The sequence below is a fragment of the Curvibacter microcysteis genome (genome assembly GCF_028649455.1).
GTDB lineage: Bacteria > Pseudomonadota > Gammaproteobacteria > Burkholderiales > Burkholderiaceae_C > Curvibacter > Curvibacter microcysteis.
On sequence record NZ_JAQSIO010000004.1, the window covers coordinates 118,293 to 136,296 of the forward strand.

The following is an 18,004-nucleotide window of genomic DNA, read 5'->3' on the forward strand; positions in this document are numbered from 1 at the left end:
GGCGCCCACGTCGCGCCTTTTTTTCACAGCCTACTGGCACCGCATGCTCCAACTCACGCACTCTGCGAACCCCACCTCTTCCACCCGGCCCATGCCGAGCGCTGGCCCCCATTTGACGCTGGGCCAAAAGCTCGGCCTGGGCTTTGGTCTGTTGGGACTGGCCGTGGCCTTGCTCGGGGCCACCACCTGGTGGACCGGCCAGGCCACCACGGCCCAGGCCCAGCGACTGGCCCAGGAGCGACTGCCCCTGGAGCGCGCAGTGCGCGACTGGAAGGCCCAGTCCATCAAGATCGGCGAGCTGGCCCTGCGCGCCACGGGCTCGACGGACGTGTTCCCAGTGGCCAATGAGATGCGCACCCAGGCCCAGCAAGACGAGACGCAGGTCAAGAACATCCAGCAATTGATGGCGGCGCAGAGCCAGGTGGACCCGGCGGCCACCCAAGCCTTGGACAGCGCCTTGCAGCAGCGCAGCCGCTACGTGCAGCTGCGCCAGCAGTTGGTGCAAAACGCGCTGGAATCCAAGATCATCAGCCAAAAGGAATTGTCCGAACACGCCAGCGCCCTGCAGCGCTACCTGGCCAGCCTGGACAGCGTGCTGGCCCAGTCCGAAAGCACCGCACAGGAAGACGCCAGCGCCATGATCGCCAACGCCCAGCGCGCCCAGTGGGTCAGCGCCATGGCGGTGGCCTTGGTCGTGGGCCTGGCGGCCTTGTTTGGCTGGCTGCTGCGCCGCTCCATCGTGCACCCGCTGGCCCAGGCCTCCGAAGCCGCCGCGCGGGTGGCCTCGGGGGATTTGACGGTGCACGTGGACAACCAACGCCAGGACGAAATCGGCACCTTGCTGCAGTCGCTCAACCAGATGGTGTCCTCACTGAACCAGGTGGTGGTTGAGGTGCGCGATGCCGGTGAAGCCATCCACACCGCCAGCTCGGAGGTGGCCCTGGGCAACCAGGACCTGAGCCAACGCACCGAACTCACCGCGAGCCGCCTGCAGCAGACCGCCAACAGCATGGACCAGCTGACCGGCATGGTCGCCACCAACGCCAGCAACACCCGCCAAGCCACGCAGCTGGTGCAACAGGCCAGCGAAGTGGCCGAACGCGGCGGCGCCGTGGTGCAGGGCGTGGTCGACACCATGAACGAGATCCAAAGCAGCAGCCAGAAGATTGGTGAGATCGTGGGCCTGATCGATGGCATTGCCTTCCAGACCAACATCCTGGCCTTGAACGCGGCCGTCGAAGCGGCCCGCGCCGGCGAACAAGGCCGCGGCTTTGCGGTGGTGGCCGGTGAGGTGCGCTCGCTGGCCCAACGCAGCGCTGCCGCCGCGCATGAAATCAAACACCTGATTGGCGCCAGCGTCGAGAAGGTGCGTGACGGCACCCAGCGCGTGGATTCGGCCGGTCACACCATGGGCGAGATCGTGCACAGCGTGCAGCAGATCCGAACCATCATGGCCGAGATCAGCGCCGCCACCGAAGAGCAAAGCCAGGAGATCGGCCAGGTCAGCCAGGCCATCTCGGAGCTCGACCAAATGACCCAGCAAAACGCCGCCTTGGTGGAGCAAGGCGCTGCCGCCGCGCAAAGCCTGCAAGACCAGGCCACGCGGCTGAGCTCGACCATGGGCTCTTTTGAGTTGACGCGCCAGGGCTGAGGCCAGGTCCCAGCCTGGGCCCCGCTCACGGTGGCGCCTGTGTGGGGCTGCCGTGCTGGCCCCGGAAGGCCACTCAGAGCGGCCGGGTCAGGTACACCGCCTCGCGCCCGACGATGGGCGCGCGGGTGGGCATCATCACCGTGCAGTCATCGCACAAGGCCCGAATTTCATGCGGGCCGTCCTGGGCAATCAACTCACCTTGGGCAAAGCGCTCAAAACCGACCACAGGCCGGGTGAAGCGGAACTCCGAGGTTTGCACCATCAGCGTGGCCAGCAATTCGAAGCGCCGCTGCGGCACCGGGGGCGTGCGCACTTCCGGTGCCTCAATCAAGCCGTAATGCGCCAGGAAGCCCAGTGCGGCGGCGGTCGCCACATCGGCCGAGGATTGGTGAAAGTGCTGACCGCACTCCACCACCAAGGCCGCACCAGCCGCACTGGCACCATCGCCATGCGCGCCATGCTGGATCAGCGGTACGCCCGAGCCCAAGCCATTGGGCATGACCATGTGCACCGAAGGCTGGCCCAGCGCCAGGGCCACCGAGGCGTTGCGCGCAAAGGCCGGGTAGACCCAAAAGGGCTCCACGTCCTGGCTGGTCGAATGGATGTCGAGGATGTGGTCCGCTGCAGCCACCACCGGGCGCAGGTCGCGGGCGCGGCGCAGCTCGGGGCTGTCTTCGCTGCTGTCGAGCAGCTCGGGGTCCCAGACACGGTTCAGGTTGTGCACCAGCTGCCGGCTCTCAAAGGGCTGGTGGATGTCAAAAGACTCGTAGGCCGCCACATTGGCAAAGGACACGGTCAAGGTACCCTTGAGCGGGCGCACGCCCTGGTCCAGCAAATGGGTGGCGGCCACCATGCCGCAGAGCTCGTTGCCGTGGGTCAGGGCGTTGATCAGCACATGGGGGCCGGGCCGACCGGACTCAAAGCGGTGCACGTAATCGATGCCGACATTGCCTTGCCGGTAAGCGCTCAGGTCACGCGGCAGCACTTCAAAAACAGGTGTGGACGAACTCATGGCTCTGGGGCCTCCCTCAAATGAAAAAGCGGTGCTTGCGCACCGCCCTGCATTCAAGCACTTTTTACAGATCCTTGCATGTGATCCCGGCTCGCCAAGGCCGGAAAGGCTTTGACCCACAGGGCCGCCACCAGCACGGTGCCCACCCCGCCCAGCACCACCGAGCCAATCGGCCCCAGCAAGGCCGCCGTGGCCCCCGACTCAAACTCGCCCAGTTGGTTGCTGGCCCCGATGAAGACCGAGTTGACCGCGCTGACGCGGCCGCGCATGGCGTCCGGCGTCTCCAGCTGCACCAGGGTCTGGCGCACCACCACGCTGACCATGTCGGCCGCACCCGACACCGCCAGCGCGGCCAGCGACAACCACAGGCTGGTCGACACGCCAAACACCAGCGTGGCCAAACCGAACACCGCCACCGCCCACAGCAGCTTGCGCCCGACGTGACGCTCCAGCGGCCAACGGGTGAGCCACACCGACATCAGCAGCGCCCCGGCGGCGGGCGCAGCGCGCAGCAGGCCCAGGCCCCAGGGGCCGACGTGCAGCACATCCTTGGCGTAGATCGGCAGCAAGGCCACCGCCCCGCCCAGCAACACGGCAAACAGGTCCAGCGAGACCGCGCCCAGCACCACTTTGCGGTCCCAGATGAAACGCACGCCCGCCATCAAAGTACCGATGGAGACCGGCTCGCGCGGGGCCGGCTCGTGCGCGTAGTGCACCCCCAGGATCAAACCGATGCCCAAGGCAAACAAGACCGCGCTGGTCGCATAGACCGCGGTGGCCCCCGCGACAAAAATCACCCCGCCCAAAGCCGGCCCGCCAATGATGGCGGCCTGCATGCCCGCCGACGCGAAGGCCATGGCCCGCGGCAGCATGGCGGGCGGCACGAGCACCGGCGTCAGGGCCTGCTGGGCGGGCATCTGAAACGCCCGCGCCGCGCCCAAGACCACCGACAGCCAGAGCAGCCAATCGCGGCTGACCCAGGCCCCTTCCGTGCCCAACACCAAGGTCAGGGCCACCAAGGCCTGGGCCGCCACACAGGCCGCCACGATGCGCGCGCGGTGCACGCGGTCGGCCACATGGCCGGCCACCAAGGTCAGCAGGAGCGCAGGTAAAAATTGGTAAAGACCCACCAAGCCCAGGTCCCAGGCGCTGCCGGTCAGGTCGTACATCTGCCAGCCCACGGCCACCATCAGCATTTGGCTGCCGGTGGTGGCGGCCAGCCGGGTGAACCAGAAACGCATGAAAGCGCGCTGCTGCAAGAGCGCAGCAAAGCCGGGCGCCGCGTGTTCGGACGCCCCAGGAACCGATTGAGTCATGTGACTCAGCATACCAGCCCATGCCGGTGTGGCGCCTACGCAAAAACCGCTGCTGTTCACCTGAAAAGCGAATAAGCAGCGGCACAATGAATCCATGGAAAGCAACACCCAACTCAATGACCGCCGCCTGGCCGATGCCTGGGCTGAACTGCAGGCCCACGCCAATGGCGGGGCCACGCTGGATGCCGACGCTTACCGACTGGCCTTTGCCGATCCCGAATTTTTGATGCGCCGTGAAACGCGTGGCATCCGCTTTCAGCTGGAGATGCTCAAGCCCGACCTGGCCCAGGCCGAGCAAGGCATCGACAACACCGTGGTGGTGTTTGGCAGCGCGCGCTACCTGGCGCCGGAAGACGCCGCCACCGCGCTCAGCCAGGCCCAGGCGGGCACAGACGCCGCCGCCCTGGCCAAGGCCCAGCAGGCTGTGCGCAACGCGCGTTACTACGACCTGGCGCGCCAGTTTGCCCGGCTGGTGGCCACCGAGAGCGAAAAGCGCCCCGTCAACGAACGCCTGTACATCTGCACCGGCGGCGGCCCCGGCATCATGGAGGCGGCCAACCGGGGCGCCCATGAGGTGGGCGCGCTCAATGTGGGCCTGAACATCGCCCTGCCCCACGAGCAAAGCGGCAACCGCTACATCTCGCCCAGCCTGTGCTTCAAGTTCCACTACTTCGCGCTGCGCAAGATGCACTTCATGATGCGTGCCAAAGCGCTGGTGGCCTTCCCCGGGGGCTTCGGCACGCTGGATGAGTTGTTCGAGGTCATGACCCTGGTGCAGACCGGCAAGGCCAAGGCCGTGCCCATCGTGCTGTTTGGTACCGACTACTGGAAGCGGCTGATCAACTTTGACCTGATGGTCGAAGAAGGCACCATCTCGCCGCAAGACCTCAAGCTGTTCCACTTCGCCGACGACCCGACCACGGCCTGGCAGCAGATCCAGGCGTTCTACAGCCTGTGAGGTCCACCCCGCCGCTGGCGCCCCTCAATCCAGGGGCGGGCGCGGCGGGTGGCTGCCAGTGGCCTGGTGCCGCATGCCCCAGGCCAGGCGCGAGCCCAGCCCCACCAGGGCGCCCGAGGCCCAGAACACCGAGCCAATCCCGACCAAGGCGCCCGCCGAGCCAAACAGCATGGGCATGGCCACGCTCGACGCGTTGATGGTCATCAAGCGCAGGCCCAGGGCCTCGCCATGGCGGTCGTGCGGGGTGATCTGGTGCAGGGTGCTCATGATCATGGGCTGCACCGAGCCCAGCGCAAACCCCGCGAGCACCGAGCACAGGCCCATGGCCCAAGGCCCTTGCAGCAGCGGGTAGATGCCAAACAACAAGGCCGTGGCCAGCATGGCGGTCATGATCACGGCCCACTCGCGCACGCGCTCGGCAAACAGGGGCAGCAGCAAGCGCACGCCCGAGGCGGACACCGCAAACGCGCCCAACAGGGTGCCGATGACCGACGCGCTCAGGCCGCGCTCATGGCCCAGGATGGGCACGACAAAAGTGTGCACGTCCCAGCACGAAGACAGGAACCAGTTCAGCAGCAACAAGCGCCGAAAGCCCTCGTCGCGCAGCAGCGACCAGGCTGGGCGGCGCTGGTGCTGCGGCGGCAACTCGACCGCAGGCAAGGCCCGCACCGAGCGCGACCACCACCACGACAGCAGCGGCAACAAGGCCATCAGGGCAAAGGCCGCGCGAAAGCCCACATGGTCGATCATGAGGCCCGCGAAAAACGGCCCCACAAAGTTCGACACCGCGGGGCCCAGCGACAACCAGCTGAACACGCGCTTGAGCTCGGTCGGCCCCTCGGCCAGCCGCCCCACATGGCGCTGCAGCGCAATCACCGCCGCGCCCGCCGCGCCGCCCGTGCACAGCGCGGCCACGCACAAGGTGGCGTAGTGCGGCACCAGCACCGCCAGGCAGCAGCCCGAGCAAGACACCGCCACGCACCAGGCCAGCGGCTTGTGCAGGCCGTGGCGGTCGGCAAACCGGCCCGCCGGCAGCGCCAGAAACACCTGGGTCAGGGCAAACAAAGCCAGCAGCACACCCACCGCCGCCGCGCTGTAGCCCTGCTGCAAAGCCAGCAAAGGCGCGGCCATGCGCATGCCGGCCATGGCGGCGTGGATGCAGACCTGGGCCGTGACCAGGCGCACCAGCTCGGCGTTGAGGTTGCGTGTCATGCAGCGGGGCTCATGTGGCGTCCACGTCACTGTCCGGGGCGTCTGCGAGGCCCGCCACACGGCGCGGCGCGGTCAGTTCGGGGAGCAGGCGCTCGGCCTCGGGGCCTGGCAAGGCCTCGACCTGCTTGAGCGCCCGGTGCATGACGTTGCTGCGCGTCTGCGCCTTGTCCAGGGTGTTGAGCACGGTCTGGGTCTGCTCTTTGACCTTGGCCAGCACCTCGCCAAACTTATTGAACTCGGTCTTGACCGCGCCCAGCACCTGCCAGACCTCGCTGGAGCGGCGCTCCAGGGCCAGGGTGCGAAAGCCCATGTGCAAGGCGTTGAGCATGGCCATCAGCGTGGTCGGGCCAGCCAGGGTGACGCGGTGCTCGCCTTGCAGCAGCTCGATCAGGCCAGGGCGTCGCAGCACCTCGGCGTACAGCCCCTCGGTGGGCAGGAACAGGATGGCGAAGTCGGTGGTGAACGGGGGCTCCACGTACTTCTCGGCAATCGACTTGGCCTCGGCGCGGATGCGCATTTCCAGCGCCTTGCCTGCCAACTCGGCAGCCCCGGCGTCGGCGCGCTGCTGGGCCTCGAGCAGTCGTTCGTAATCTTCGTTCGGGAACTTGGCGTCGATGGGCAGCCACAGCGGACGCCCGTCTTCGGACTTGCCGGGCAGGCGGATGGCGAAGTCGACCGGGTTCTTGCTGCCGGGGCGGGTCACCACCTGCTCGGCGTATTGGTCGGGCGCCAGCACCTGTTCCAGCAAGGCACTCAGTTGCGCCTCGCCGAACATGCCCCGGGTCTTGACGTTGCTCAGCAGGTGCTTCAGGTCGCCCACGCCCTGGGCCAGGGTCTGCATCTCGCCCAGGCCTTTGTGCACCTGGTCCAGCCGGTCGGCCACTTGCTTGAAGCTCTCACCCAAGCGCGTTTCCAGCGTGGCCTGGAGCTTCTCGTCCACGGTCTGGCGCATCTCATCGAGCTTGCTGGCGTTGTTTTGCTGCAGCTGCGCCAGTTGGGCTTCGAGGGTGGCGCGCACCTCGCCCAGGCGGCGCGCATTGGATTCGCTCAGGCCCTGGATTTGCACCGACAAGGTGTCATTGAGGCTTTTCTGCAGCAGGCTCAGCTGCTGGCCAAAGGCGTCGATCTGGCTGTTCTGGGTGCGCGTGGCCTCGGCGCTTTGCAGCACCAGGGTTTGCTGGAAGGTGGCCAGCACCTGGGTCAGCTCCTGGCGCGTGGCGCGGGCCGATTCGGCCAGCTCACGGCGCAGTTCGCGCTCGCTGCGCTCAACCGCCGCCGTCAGCGCGGCCGTGGCGGCCTCTGCCTTGGCAGAAGGCCGGCGCAGCACCAGCACCAGCACCAGCAGCAAAACCAAGAGGAGCGCATACAAGCCGCCCCAAAGCAAGGTGTCCCAAGCTGGCATGCGGGGCTCAGGCCGAGGCCAGGACGGCGGGGTTCAGCGGCGTCACGGGCTGGCCTTGGGTCAGGTAGCCGATCAGGTTGTCGGCCGCCAGTTGGGCCATGGCGCGGCGGGTGCTGAGGGTGGCGCTGGCGATGTGGGGGGTCAGCACCACATTGGGCACGGTCAGCAGGTCGGGGTGGACCGAGGGCTCGCCCTCGAACACGTCCAGACCGGCAGCGGCAATGCGGCGTTCGCGCAAGGCCTGGGCCAGCGCAGCGTCGTCCACGATGCCCCCCCGGGCGATGTTGATCAGCGTCGCGGTCGGCTTCATCATGGCCAGCTCGGCCGCGCCGATGGTGTGGTGCGAGGCGGCGCTGTACGGCACCACCAGCAGCACGTGGTCAGCACTGCGCAGCAGCTCTTCCTTGCCCACGTACTGGGCCTGGCACTGGGCTTCCAATTCGGGCGAGAGGCGCGAGCGGTTGTGGTAGATCACCTTCATGCCAAAGCCCAGGGCACCTCTGCGGGCAATGCCCTGGCCAATGCGGCCCATGCCGATGATGCCCAGGGTGGAGCCGTGCACCTCGGTGCCGGCGAACAGGTCATAGCGCCACTGCGTCCATTCGCCACGGCGCAGGTAGTGCTCGCTCTCGGTCATGCGGCGGGCCGTGGCCATCAGCAGGGCAAAGCCGAAGTCGGCGGTGGTCTCGGTCAACACGTCGGGCGCGTTGGTGGCCAGCACACCGCGGGCGGTCATGGCGTCCACATCAAAGTTGTTGTAGCCCACGGCCATGTTGGCGCAGATTTTGAGCTGCGGGCAAGCCGCCAGCAGCTCGGCGTCGATGCGCTCGCTGCCGGTGGTGAACGCACCTTGCTTGTCGGCCAGGCGGCGCGCCAACTCGGCTTTGGACCACAGCACATCGTCCTGGTTGGACTCGACCTCGAAGTGCTCGCTGAGCAGGGCCAGGGTTTCAGGGAAAACAGCGCGTGCTACCAGGATTTTGGGCTTGGTCATGGGTCAGGCTAGGGGCTAGGGTTCAACAAACAGCGCCGCCCAGCGCAGGCCGGGGCAGGCTCGGACACATCAGGGCGAGGCGATTTCGAACACCTGGCGCAGGTAGGCCAGGTACTTTTCGTCCTCGCACATGTTTTTGCTGGGCGAGTCCGACAGCTTGGCCACCGGCTGGCCATTGCAGCGGGTCATCTTGATGACGATTTGCAGCGGCTCGTAGCCCAGGTCATTGGTCAGGTTGGTGCCAATGCCAAAAGCCAGCAGACAGCGACCTCGGAACTGCTGGTACAGCTCGATGGTGCGTGGAATGGTCAGGCCGTCGCTGAAGATCAAAGTCTTGGTGCGCGGGTCGACGCGGTTGGCGCGGTAGTGCTCAATCAGGCGCTCGCCCCAGGCAAAGGGGTCGCCGCTGTCGTGGCGCGCGCCGTCGAACAGCTTGCAGAAGTACAGGTCAAAGTCGCGCAAGAAGGCGTTGATGCCATAGACATCGCTGAGCGCAATGCCCAGGTCACCCCGGTATTCCTTGGCCCAGGACTCAAAGCCAAACACCTGGCTGTCGCGCAGACGCGGGCCCAGGGCCTGGCAGGCCTGAAGGTACTCGTGGGCCATGGTGCCCAGCGGGGTCAGGCCCAGGCGCATGGCGGCCAGCACATTGCTGGTGCCGGCAAACTGGTCGCCTTGGCCCTTGCCCAGGCGGTTGTTCAGCACACGCAGCACCTCTTCGTGCCAGGCGCGCGAGAAGCGGCGCCGCGTGCCGTAGTCGGCAATCTTGAGGTTGGACAGGCCTTCGCCCTGCAACTGCGCGATCTTCACGTCCAGGCGGCGCCGGCCTTCCGGGAAGTCGGGCACCGACTGGGTGTTGCGGAAGTAGACCTCGTTGACGATGGCCAGCACCGGAATCTCAAACAGAATCGTGTGCAGCCAGGGCCCGCGGATGGTGATGTCGATCTCGTCGCTGGGCAGCGGGGTGATGGTGATGTACTTCTCGTTGAGCCGGAACAGGCCCAGAAAGTCCACAAAGTCGCTCTTGATGAAGCGCATGGAGCGCAGGTAGGCCAGCTCAGCGTCCTGAAAATGCAGGCTGCACAGCGAGCGCACCTCATCACGGATCTCATTGGCATAGGCCGCCAGGTTGACCCCCGGGTTGCGGCAGCGGAAACGGTATTCCACTTGGGCCCCAGGGAACTGGTGCAGCACCACCTGCATCATGGTGAACTTGTACAGGTCGGTGTCGAGAAGGCTGGTAATGATCATGGTGGGCTGCGGCTCAAACGTCCGCGCTGTCGACTGTCGGGGTCGGTGCAGTGTCGGGTCAGAAGCGAACCCAACACCGGCATACCAAAGAAGAACCTGGCCGGTATTGTGGCACCGCCACCCGACCGCATTCGCCAAGCACCTCGGTGACGCCCGCTTGCGCTACGCGATGGATGTGACCCTGTCATGATTGTGCGCCGCCCCAGCCCGGTGCACGGTGCGCACAAACCACATGGGGCACACACCATTGACGAGCCAGGCCATCGCCAAGCCCGAGGGCGGGGCGCCACCCCGCCCTGGTGTCGCCCCACCGAAACCACGGACTTCAGCGCGCCAGGCCTTCCAGCACCGCCCGCAGAGGCGGCGGCACCGGCACCGGCCGGCGGGTTTCGCGGTCCACATAGACGTGCACGAAATGCCCCTTGGCCGCCGTCAGGGGCTCGCCTTCGGCAAACAAGCCCACTTCATAGCGCACGCTGCTGTTGCCCAAACGCGCCACGCGGATGCCGGCCTCGATATTCTGCGGGAACGCCAACGGGGCAAAATAATTGCATTTGGTTTCAATCACCAAACCGATGGTGGCACCCTGATGAATATCCAAAACCCCTTGCTCAATCAAATAAGCATTGACCGCGGTATCGAACCAGCTGTAATAAACGACGTTATTCACATGCCCATAAACATCGTTGTCCATCCAGCGGGTGGTGATGAGGCGAAACGCCGGGTAGGCTCCACGTTCTTCTGGGCCTTGGCGAGAGTGGTCGCTCACCTTGGGGGATTCATTCTGCATTGGAAGAGGCTCCTATCATGAACTCATTCAAAATAAATCGGGCTCATTCAACCCAGCCCTGCCAACGGTTTTGAATTCATCGCCAAACAGGATTCCGGATCTGCCTGGGGTGATCACAATCAAAATCCCCAGCCGGCGCCCAGGTCGGCCACCGGCGGTGCTTCGGATAATATACGCGGCCGTCGCGCCAGCCCTGGACCCAGCGTCACCCGCCGGACAGCGGGCCGTCCGGGCGCGAAACCGGGACCCGTCAGCCACAAGGCGGGCCCGCCCCAGCGCCAGCGCTGGGGCGCATGCCATCCGATCCAGATCAGGGAGTGTTCACCATGAATTTCAAACTCAAAGCGCTGGCTTGGCTCGCGCCGGCCCTCTGCGCCTGCCTGCTGCCCCCGGCCAGCCTGGCCCAGAGCCCAGCCCCCTACCCCAGCCAGCCCATCCACATCGTGGTGGGCTTCCCGCCCGGGGGCGTACCCGACACCCTGGCGCGCATCCTGGCGGAAAAAACCAAGCTGGACCAGCCCATCGTGGTGGACAACAAGCCCGGCGCTGGTGGCAATCTGGGCGGCGAAACCGTGTCCCGGGCCAAACCCGATGGCTACACCGTGATGATGGGCGGCATCGCCACCCACTCCATCAACGGTTCGATCTACCCGAACCTGCCCTTCGACATGGTGAAGGACTTCAGCCCCATCTTGCTGGTGGCCTCGACCCCCAATGTGCTGGTGGTGCACCCGTCGGTGCCCGCCCACAACCTGGCCGAGTTGATCGCCCTGGCCAAAGCCCAACCTGGTCAACTGACCTATGGCACGCCGGGCATTGGCACCTCGCCCCATGTGGCCGGTGAAATGTTCAACAGCCTGGCCGGGGTTCAGCTGCGCCATGTGCCTTACCGAGGCCGCGCCTTGGCCGTGCCGGACCTGCTGGGTGGGCACATCGCCACCATGTTCGACAACCTGCCCTCGGCCCTGCCGGCCATCCGCGAAGGCAAGGTGCGGGCCCTGGGCATCACCAGCCTGAAGCGCTCCGCATCGGCACCCGACATCCCAACCTTGGCCGAGCAAGGCCTGAGCGGCTTCGAGGCCGACTCCTGGCTGGCCATTTTTGGCCCCGGCAAGCTGCCGCCAGAGATCCAAAACAAGCTGGCGGCCGAGGCCCAGCGGGTGTTCAGCCTGCCCGAGGTGCAAACCCGCATGAAGGCGCTGGGCATGGACCCCATCGTGCTCGGCCCCAACGCACTGGCAGCCCACCAGCGCAGTGAGATCGCCAAATGGGCCAAGGTGATCCGCGAGGCAGGCATCAAGGCGGAGTGAAGCCCAGCCCCAGCCACTGGCGCAGCCCGAGGCACCGACCCAGGCGGACTGGCGCACGCCGATAATGGACAAACCCAAAGCCAGGGGCTCGCATTGGCCGGATCCGAAAACGGTCCGGAGCACCTGGGGATCCACCTTCGCTTGACTGATTGACTGCCCATGAGTGCCGCGCCCCGCTCTGACGCCCGATCGACCGAACCTTCGTCCGCAGCCACAGCCGCCCTCGGCGCCGGCCTGGCCTTGCACCGCCAAGGTCGCCTGGACGAAGCCCGCGCCCATTACCACCAGGCCCTGCAAGCCGAGCCCGGGCAGGTTCAGGCGCTTCATTTTTTGGGTGTTTCCTACGCCCAGGCCCAACAGGCCGAACAGGCCCTGCCCTGGCTGCAACAGGCCGTCGCCCTGGCCCCGCAAGACCCGGCACTGCACTACAGCCTGGGCAATGTGCTGAGCGATTTGCGCCAGCATGAGGCCGCCGCACAGGCCTACCAACAAGCCACCACCCTCAAGCCCGACTGGGTGGCGGCCCACAACAACCGGGGCTTGGCCCTGCGCGAGTTGCGCCGCTGGGACGAGGCCTTGCAGGCCTTCGACACCGCCCTGCAGGCGCAGCCCGACTACGCCGTGGGCCACAACAACAAGGGCGTGACCCTGGTGGCCCAAGGCCGTTTGGAACAGGCTTTGAGCAGCTACCAGCAGGCCCTGTCCCTGAACCCCGGCTACCTGGACGCCCACAAGAACTTGGCCAGTGCGCTGGACCAGCAGAACCAGCACGAAGCCGCTCAATCACACTGGCGGCAAGCCGTGCATCTCAAGCCCGAGGACCCTGCCGCTCTGTTGGGCTGGGCCCGCAACAGCCTGGCTAGACGCCAGGCGGCTGAGGCGGTGCAGGCCCTGCAGCGCCTGCTGGGCTTGCAGCCCGAGGACCTGCAGGCACGCCACCTGTTGGGCATGGCCTGGTTGGAGCAAGGCGACTACCCAGCGGCCATCCGCGAATTGGAGACCGTGCGCCAAGCCGACCCGAGCCGTCCCTTCCTGCTGGGCGAGTTGGCCCACGCGCGGCTGCAGGCCGCCGACTGGCAGGGGCTGGATGACTTGCGCCAGCAAATCCGTGCAGGCCTGATGGCGCGCCAGCCCGTGGTGCTGCCCTTCACCGCCCTGGGCCTGTTCGACGACCCCGCCGCCCAGCGCCTGGCCGCCGAGGTGTTTTTGGACCATGAGCACCCAACGCTGGCCAGGAGGGTGGTGCCGCGCCCCAGCCCCCGGGTCAGGTCCCGCCAAGACAAGGTCCGCCTGGCCTACCTGTCGGCCGACTTCCACCAGCACGCCACCACGCACCTGATCGCCGAATTGTTTGAGTTGCACGACCGGCAACGTTTTGAGTTGGTCGCGCTGTCCTATGGCCCCGCCTGGACCGACCCCGCGCGGCGGCGCGTGCAGGCGGCCTTCGACCACTTTGAGGAGGTCGGGGCCCTGAGCGACGCCCAGATCGCCCAGCGCGCACGCGCGCTGGGGGTGGACATCGCCATCGACCTCAAAGGCTTCACCACCTGGGGCCGACCCGGGGTGTTTCTGCACCGCGCCGCGCCCCTGCAAGTGAGCTACCTGGGCTACCCCGGCACCTGGGGCCACCCGGCCATGGACTACCTGATCGCCGACCGCCTGGTCATTCCACCGGAGGCGCAAACGCATTACAGCGAGCAACAGGTCACCCTGCCACACAGCTACCAGGTCAACGACCGCCAGCGTGAGGTGTCGACCCGCTGCTACCAACGCGCCGACTGCCAGTTGCCCGCGCAGGGCGTGGTGTTTTGCTGCTTCAACAACACCTACAAGATCAACCCGGAGACCTTCGCGCTGTGGCTGCGCATCCTGCAACGCTGCCCAGGCAGCGTGCTTTGGTTGCTGGAAGACCCCGGCCCCGCCCCCCAGCAATTGCGCGCAGCAGCCCAGGCCCAGGGCGTGGACCCCTCGCGCCTGGTCTTTGCGCCACGTTGCGCGTCGCCAGAACACCTGGCACGCCACGCCCTGGCCGACTTGGTGCTGGACACCCTGACCTACAACGCCCACACCACGGCCAGCGACGCCCTGCGCAGCGGGGTGCCGGTGCTGACTTGCCCGGGGGCCAGCTTTGCCAGCCGGGTCGCGGCCAGCCTCAACGCGGCGGTGGGGCTGAGTGCCCTCAACATGGCCTCCGCAGAGGCCTATGAGGCCGAGGCGGTGGCCCTGGCCCAGGACCCGCAGCGCCTGCAGGCCTACAAAAACCAATTGCGCCGCCAAGGCCTGGAGGCACCGCTGTTCGACACCCCCCGCTTCACCCGTGATCTCGAAGCCGCTTACCTGGCCATGCTGGCCCGGCAAGCCCAAGGACTGCCCCCGGGCCCCATCGACCTGACGCTGCCCGCATCGCCTTGATCGAACCGCCACGGCGTCCCACAGAGCCGTCTTTTTCAACCGCTAGAATTGAAACCACAGCAATCTGCAGCGCCCGCGCATGGCTCGGTTCTCCAGCGCTGTGCGCTGGCACAGTGCCCCGAACCCCAATCAGGCGCTCAGGCGCACGGACGACTCGTTGAGCTGCGCCGCCCCCCAGACTTTCACCCTCACGCCTCAGCAAGGTAAGCCCCCTCATGAAAATCGCGATCGCCGGAACCGGGTATGTCGGTTTGTCCAACGCCGTGCTGCTGGCGCAGCAGCACGAGGTGGTGGCGCTGGACATCGTGGCCGAGAAAGTGGCACTGATCAACAGCCGCCGCAGCCCGATTGTGGATGTGGAAATCGAAGACTTCCTGGCCCACAAGCCGCTGAACCTGCGCGCCACACAGGACAAACATGACGCCTACCTGGGCGCCGACTATGTGGTGGTGGCCACGCCCACCGACTACGACGTGGACACCAACCGCTTCAACACCCTGTCGGTGGAAGCGGTGATCCGCGACGTCATGGCCATCAACCCGCAAGCGGTGATCGTGATCAAGTCCACCGTGCCGGTGGGCTACACCGCCAAGACGCGGGCCGAACTGAACTGCCCGAACCTGATTTTCTCGCCCGAGTTTCTGCGAGAAGGCCGCGCCCTGCACGACAACCTGCACCCCTCGCGCATTGTGGTGGGCGAGCGCTCGGAACGGGCCCGCATCTTTGCCCACCTGCTCAAGGACTGCGCGGTCAAGAAAGACATCGAGGTGCTGCTGACCGACTCCACCGAGGCGGAGGCGATCAAGCTGTTCTCCAACACCTACCTGGCCATGCGCGTGGCCTACTTCAACGAGCTCGACACCTACGCCGCCACGCATGGCCTGGACTCACGCCAGATCATCGAAGGCGTGGGCCTGGACCCGCGCATTGGCAAGCACTACAACAACCCGTCCTTCGGCTATGGCGGCTATTGCCTGCCCAAGGACACCAAGCAGTTGCTGGCCAATTACAACCAGGTGCCGCAAAACCTGATCCACGCCATCGTGGAGTCCAACACCACGCGCAAGGACTTCATTGCCAACGCCATCCTGGCGAAAAAGCCCAAGGTGGTGGGCGTGTACCGGCTGATCATGAAGGCGGGCTCGGACAACTTCCGCGCCTCCAGCATCCAGGGCATCATGAAGCGCATCAAGGCCAAGGGCATTGAAGTGATCGTGCACGAGCCCGCGATGAAGGAAGACCGCTTCTTCAACTCCCGCGTGGTCAATGACCTGGAGGCTTTCAAGCGCGAGGCGGATGTGATTGTGTCGAACCGCATGACGGATTCTTTGTCGGACGTGCAAGGCAAAGTATTCACACGAGATCTCTTTGGGAGCGATTAATTGAAAGTTCTGGTTACTGGGTGCGCAGGCTTCATTGGCATGCACGTCGCACAACAATTGCTCGCCCGAGGCGACACCGTGGTCGGCATCGACAATCTGAACGACTACTACGATCCGGCGCTCAAGGACGCACGCTTGGCGTTGCTCCAACCGCAGGCTGGCTTTCGTTTTCAGCGCCTTGACATCGCAGACCGCCCTGCGATGGAGGCATTTTTTGCGAAAGAAAGCTTCGACCGGGTCGTGCACCTGGCGGCACAGGCCGGTGTTCGTTATTCCATTCAAAATCCCCATGCCTACGCGGACAGCAATCTGATCGGTTTTGTCAATGTGCTGGAGGGTTGCCGCCAAAACCAAGTACAACATTTGGTTTATGCCAGCAGCTCGAGTATCTACGGCAGTAATACGAAGATGCCGTTTTCAGAAAGCGACCCCATCGCTCACCCAGTCAGCCTTTACGGTGCGACCAAGAAGGCCAATGAGTTGATGGCCCACGCATACAGTCATCTGTATGGCCTGCCCACCACGGGCTTGCGCTTTTTCACCGTATACGGTCCCTGGGGTCGTCCGGACATGGCTTACTTCTTGTTCGTCAAAGCCATCTTGGAAGGACGCCCGATTGATGTCTTCAACGAAGGGCGCATGCAGCGTGATTTCACCTACATCGACGACATCACCGAAGGCATCGTGCGGGTGCTGGACAAACCCGCCAGCGCCAATCCCCACTTCGACCCTGCGCTGCCAGACCCCAGCTCCAGCTACGCGCCCTACCGGCTCTACAACATCGGCAACCACCAACCAGTGGAACTGTTGGAGTTCATCTCAATCATTGAGAAACGCCTGGGCAAGCGTGCTGTCTTGAAGCTCCTTCCGATGAAATCAGGGGACGTTGTCGCCACCTTCGCCAGCACCGAGCAATTACAAAAAGAGATCAATTTCAGTCCAGCCACCCCCTTGGAGAAGGGCATTCACCAATTTGTTGACTGGTTTGTTCGATACCACGCGCATGAGTCAGCGTAACCGCTGGCGTCGCCTGCTTGGGGAAGGAAGCTGGGTTGTGGCGGGGCAGGCAGCCAGCGTTCTGGGCTCGCTGGTGATGATCCGCGTGCTGACTGAACTGCTCAGCCCCAGTGCCTACGGCGAATTGACTTTAGGCCTGACCGTAGCAGCGCTTGCGAATCAAATCATTTTCGGGCCCCTCGCGGGTGGCGTGACACGCTTTTACGCGCCAGCTGCCGAAAAGGCTGCGCTGAGAACCTTTCTGCACAGCAGCCAAGCTCTTTTGCTGCAAGCGACGGGTATGGTGCTGCTGCTTGCGATGGTGACTTGGGCTGTAGCCTGGGCCATTGGACAGGTGCACCTGATGCCGCTGTTGAGTCTGGCCATGATGCTGTCGATTCTGGCGGGCATCAATGCTGTTCTCGGTGGTCTGCAAAGTGCAGCCAGGCAGCGCTTTGTTGTTGCGCTGAGCCAGGGTTTTGAGCCGTGGCTGCGCATCGCTGCCATCAGCGTTCTGGCGGGTGTACTGGGCAGCAGCAGCGAAACAGCCCTGCTCGGCTACGTCCTGTCCATGATGTTCATTGTGCTGTACCAAGGACATTTGCTGCACCGCCTGCGGGAATCAACGATCCGCCCTCCAGTAGAGGCGCAGAATACCTGGCGGCGCGACATTCTCAGCGTGACATTACCCACCAGCCTGTACGGCTTTTTCACCTGGCTCCAGCTCTCGTCAGACCGATGGGCGCTGCAATGGTTCAGTTCGACGGCTGATGTGGGCCTCTACGCCGTGGTGTACCAATTGGGTTATTACCCCATCACCCTGCTGGGTGGCATGCTCGTGCAATTTTTGATGCCCATTGCCTTCCAGCGCGTAGGGGATGCCAGCGATCCGCAGCGCCGACGCGCCATGGAACGCTTGGCTTGGCGAGCCGGCGTGCTCGTCATGCTGCTGACGGCATTGGGTTTTGGAGCCAGCCACTGGTTGCATGCCGAGATTTTGGGGCTTTTTGCACAACGTGATTATGGAAGCGTGTCCTACCTATTGCCTTGGATGGTGATGTCCGGCGGCCTGCTGGCCACCGGACAAACCCTTGCACTGATTCTGCAGTCCAACCTGCGCACAGCTGAGTTAAGTCGAGCGAAAATTGGCAGCTCTATCATCGGTATCGTCGCGAATTTGCTCGCAGCTCACTGGTTTGGGCTGGCTGGCATCGTGGGGGCGGGGGTCTTGTCTGCTGGGCTCTATGCCGGCTGGATGATGCTATTGACCCGCGCCTCCTCCGTCCATCATTCCCAATGACCATGAGCCCTCAGATAC

Annotated in this window: 14 protein-coding genes; 7 read left to right on the forward strand and 7 right to left on the reverse strand. The window is 65.1% G+C overall.

The genetic code is table 11. The annotated features are described in order from the left end of the window. The first annotated feature begins 43 nt into the window (after positions 1-43). Positions 44-1,651 (forward strand): methyl-accepting chemotaxis protein, encoded by a 1,608-nt coding sequence (locus tag PSQ39_RS12135; RefSeq protein ID WP_273927075.1) that lies wholly within the window; start codon positions 44-46, stop codon positions 1,649-1,651. A gap of 73 nt (positions 1,652-1,724) precedes the next feature. On the opposite strand, the gene PSQ39_RS12140 is transcribed toward PSQ39_RS12135, so the two are convergent. Both PSQ39_RS12140 and PSQ39_RS12145 read right to left on the reverse strand, forming a co-directional pair. After that, entirely contained in the window at positions 1,725-2,663 is a 939-nt protein-coding gene (locus PSQ39_RS12140) for a M14 family metallopeptidase (protein ID WP_273927076.1), read from the reverse strand. Positions 2,664-2,716: 53 nt separating this feature from the next. Beyond that, positions 2,717-3,979 (reverse strand): MFS transporter, encoded by a 1,263-nt coding sequence (locus tag PSQ39_RS12145; protein ID WP_273927077.1) that lies wholly within the window; start codon positions 3,977-3,979, stop codon positions 2,717-2,719. 94 nt (positions 3,980-4,073) lie between these two features. On the opposite strand from PSQ39_RS12145, the gene PSQ39_RS12150 reads away from it, so the two are divergent. Continuing rightward, positions 4,074-4,937, forward strand: coding sequence for an LOG family protein (locus PSQ39_RS12150; protein ID WP_273927078.1), 864 nt, complete (start codon positions 4,074-4,076; stop codon positions 4,935-4,937). A 24-nt stretch (positions 4,938-4,961) separates the two neighbouring features. Here PSQ39_RS12150 and PSQ39_RS12155 read toward each other — a convergent pair whose 3' ends face one another. The 5 genes from PSQ39_RS12155 to PSQ39_RS12175 all read right to left on the reverse strand — a co-directional run bounded on the left by PSQ39_RS12155 (position 4,962) and on the right by PSQ39_RS12175 (position 10,586). Further along, on the reverse strand, positions 4,962-6,149 hold the full coding sequence (locus PSQ39_RS12155) for an MFS transporter (RefSeq protein ID WP_273927079.1): 1,188 nt from the start codon (positions 6,147-6,149) through the stop codon (positions 4,962-4,964). A gap of 10 nt (positions 6,150-6,159) precedes the next feature. Further along, on the reverse strand, positions 6,160-7,551 hold the full coding sequence (locus tag PSQ39_RS12160; RefSeq protein ID WP_273927080.1) for a DNA recombination protein RmuC: 1,392 nt from the start codon (positions 7,549-7,551) through the stop codon (positions 6,160-6,162). Positions 7,552-7,558: 7 nt separating this feature from the next. Then, on the reverse strand, positions 7,559-8,545 hold the full coding sequence (locus PSQ39_RS12165) for a 2-hydroxyacid dehydrogenase (protein ID WP_273927081.1): 987 nt from the start codon (positions 8,543-8,545) through the stop codon (positions 7,559-7,561). A gap of 69 nt (positions 8,546-8,614) precedes the next feature. Next, the gene (gene pncB, locus PSQ39_RS12170; RefSeq protein ID WP_273927082.1) at positions 8,615-9,796 is read right to left on the reverse strand and encodes a nicotinate phosphoribosyltransferase; all 1,182 of its coding nucleotides are present in this window, start codon (positions 9,794-9,796) and stop codon (positions 8,615-8,617) included. 325 nt (positions 9,797-10,121) lie between these two features. Beyond that, entirely contained in the window at positions 10,122-10,586 is a 465-nt protein-coding gene (locus PSQ39_RS12175; protein WP_273927083.1) for an acyl-CoA thioesterase, read from the reverse strand. Between the two features lie 326 nt (positions 10,587-10,912). On the opposite strand from PSQ39_RS12175, the gene PSQ39_RS12180 reads away from it, so the two are divergent. The 5 genes from PSQ39_RS12180 to PSQ39_RS12200 all read left to right on the forward strand — a co-directional run bounded on the left by PSQ39_RS12180 (position 10,913) and on the right by PSQ39_RS12200 (position 17,986). Beyond that, positions 10,913-11,896 carry a Bug family tripartite tricarboxylate transporter substrate binding protein gene (locus tag PSQ39_RS12180; RefSeq protein WP_273927084.1) on the forward strand — a complete coding sequence of 328 codons (984 nt, stop codon included), beginning with the start codon at positions 10,913-10,915 and terminating at the stop codon, positions 11,894-11,896. Positions 11,897-12,055: 159 nt separating this feature from the next. After that, positions 12,056-14,308, forward strand: coding sequence for a tetratricopeptide repeat protein (locus PSQ39_RS12185; RefSeq protein WP_273927085.1), 2,253 nt, complete (start codon positions 12,056-12,058; stop codon positions 14,306-14,308). A gap of 215 nt (positions 14,309-14,523) precedes the next feature. Continuing rightward, complete coding sequence (locus PSQ39_RS12190) at positions 14,524-15,690, forward strand: nucleotide sugar dehydrogenase (RefSeq protein ID WP_273927086.1); 1,167 nt, start codon at positions 14,524-14,526, stop codon at positions 15,688-15,690. Beyond that, positions 15,691-16,707 (forward strand): NAD-dependent epimerase, encoded by a 1,017-nt coding sequence (locus PSQ39_RS12195; RefSeq protein ID WP_273927087.1) that lies wholly within the window; start codon positions 15,691-15,693, stop codon positions 16,705-16,707. It begins immediately after the preceding gene. After that, the gene (locus PSQ39_RS12200) at positions 16,694-17,986 is read left to right on the forward strand and encodes a lipopolysaccharide biosynthesis protein (RefSeq protein WP_273927088.1); all 1,293 of its coding nucleotides are present in this window, start codon (positions 16,694-16,696) and stop codon (positions 17,984-17,986) included. The genes PSQ39_RS12195 and PSQ39_RS12200 overlap by 14 nt, the downstream gene beginning before the upstream one ends. Positions 17,987-18,004: the final 18 nt, after the last annotated feature.